The organism is Thalassospira xianhensis MCCC 1A02616 (genome assembly GCF_003326475.1).
GTDB classification, from domain to species: domain Bacteria; phylum Pseudomonadota; class Alphaproteobacteria; order Rhodospirillales; family Thalassospiraceae; genus Thalassospira; species Thalassospira xianhensis.
The window spans coordinates 1-2,272 of the sequence record NZ_JPWA01000083.1 but is presented as its reverse complement, the minus strand read 5'-3'; the positions used below and the strand labels follow the sequence as shown (position 1 = coordinate 2,272).

The 2,272-nt window shown below is 60.7% G+C and carries 2 protein-coding genes; one reads left to right on the top strand and one right to left on the bottom strand.

Translation table 11 applies throughout. The annotated features are described in order from the left end of the window. Positions 1–538 (bottom strand): helix-turn-helix transcriptional regulator (locus tag TH5_RS25085; RefSeq protein WP_208638542.1); only part of this gene is annotated, 538 nt, incomplete at its 3' end. Between the two features lie 101 nt (positions 539–639). Between TH5_RS25085 and TH5_RS25080 the strand changes: the two genes are divergently transcribed. After that, on the top strand, positions 640–2,028 hold the full coding sequence (locus tag TH5_RS25080) for a CoA transferase (protein WP_114124136.1): 1,389 nt from the start codon (positions 640–642) through the stop codon (positions 2,026–2,028). Positions 2,029–2,272: the final 244 nt, after the last annotated feature.

Sequence of the window (2,272 nt, the reverse complement as noted above, 5' to 3'; positions counted from 1 at the left end):
CCAATGCCGCAAGCCGCATCAGCTTCGCCGCCGCCGGGCGACCATCCCCGGCAGGGTGGCTTGTCACCTCGCCCGCCATCATCGCAACCATCCGGTCAAACGGGGAGGCGTGATCGGCCGGGATGAAATCCGGCGCGCAACACCGATCCTGATCAACCCGCAATCCCGCCAGAAGAAGCGCAGCATCTTCAAGCGTCATGGTATCGGAAAGCCCCACCGCATCCTTGCCGCGATAGAAAAACCGTCCATCGGCAATGCGGGTGATTTTCGACACCAGTATCGGTTCGCCCCAGTCAATCGTCGATGCCGCCACCGATTGCCGTGACCGGCCGCGTTTTTTACCCGCGATGATTTTGCGCACATCGCGATGGTCATAAAGGCTTTTGCGTGCATCGCCGGGATGGGCAATGGCGCGCACGATCCCGCGGCTGACATAGGCATAAAGCGTATCGCGCGATATGCCGGTCGCCGCACAGACTTCCTGTGCTGACAGCGTGCAAAATGCGGTCTCATTCATCGGCTCATCGATATTTTTCATATTGATTATCTTGATCAAGATTGACGATTTGTCCAGCCCCGCGTGATCCTTGCCCGATCAAGATCCCCCGCGCCACCGATGCGGAAAAAGGAGCCACCAACATGACCGCCATGACCAACCCGTTCATCGCCCCGATTGCCGATGCCCTTAACGCCACCCTTGACCTTCCGGGCGGTACAAACGCCCTGCCCGATATCAAAATCACCGGCACGGACGCCCTGCCATCCTTCTTTGCCGTCACCGACCTTGCAACCGCGTCCATCGGCATCGCAGCCGCCATGATCTCGCGCTATCGCGGGCTTGCCACGGGTGATCTGGTGGACGTCACCATTGATCAACGGCTGGCGTCAAAATGGTTCGATATGACGATCCGCCCGATGGGCTGGGAATTGCCGCCGGTATGGGATGCGATTGCCGGTGACTATCAAACCGCCGATGGCTGGATACGGCTTCACACCAACGCCCAGCACCACCGTGCGGCTGCCCTGTCGGTTCTGGGCGATTACCCGGACCGCGAAGCCCTCGCCCCGATTGTCGCAAACTGGAAATCCGATGACCTCGAAACCGCAATCATTGCCGCGGGCGGCTGTGCCGCCACCATGCGAAGCCTGGGTGGCTGGCAATCCCATCCGCAGGGGATGGCAATTGCGGCCGAACCGCTGATCGGCTGGCAGCATCACGGCATCAGCTCGAAATCCCGCCACGTTATCCGGCCGGACCGGCCTTTGGCCGGGATTCGCGTGCTTGACCTGACCCGTGTTCTGGCTGGCCCCGTCGCCGGGCGATTTCTCGCGGCCTATGGCGCAGATGTTCTGCGCATCGACCCGCCCCATTGGGACGAGGGCGCGGTGATCCCCGAAGTCACCCTTGGCAAACGCTGTGCTGGGCTTGACCTCAAACGTGCCGAAGATCGTCAAACATTTGAAAGCCTTCTGGCGGGTGCTGATATCCTGCTGCATGGCTACCGCCCCGATGCCCTGCCGGGTCTTGGCTATGGCACGGACGAACTGCGCCGCATCAATCCCGGCTTGATTGATGTGACACTCTGCGCCTATGGCTGGACCGGCCCGTGGGCCAAGCGGCGTGGCTTTGATAGTTTGGTCCAAATGAGCTGCGGCATCGCCGATTTCGGCATGAAACAGGCCGATGCGCCAAAGCCAACGCCCCTTCCGGTGCAGGCCCTTGACCACGCCACCGGCTACCTGATGGCGGCAAGCACCATCCACGCCCTGTTGCTCCGCAGCCAGACCGGCCAGATCACCACCGCCCGCCATTCGCTCGCCCGCACCGCCCATCTGCTCTGCCAGACCGCACAACCAACCCGAACCCAAACCATCGCCCCCGAAACCGAAAACGACATCGCCCCACATCTCGAAACCACAAGCTGGGGCAAGGCCCGGCGTGTTCGTTTCCCGGCCACAATTGATGGCGTCGCACATGGTTGGGATCACCCGGCAGGCAAACTTCGAACGACCGATCCGGTGTGGTGATGCCGCTCCAAACGAAATCCGGACGGACGCAGCAGCAAAGCACACAGGCACAAACCGGACTTCCGACAATCGGAAAAGCCCGAAGAAACCTCGGGCTTTCGCAAGCCTCGCCAACAGGCGGTCATGGCGGCACTTCCGGCAATCAGTGAACCCCGGACAAACCCCGGTCGTCTAACGATAGACGACCTGTGAATTGGCGCATAAAGTTAGAAACGTGACACATAAATTTAGAATCTGTGATGTT

Coding starts and splice junctions, on each gene's coding strand:
- TH5_RS25080 (WP_114124136.1), top strand. CDS start 640: ATGACCGCCATGACCAACCCGTTCATCGCCCCGATTGCCGATGCCCTT.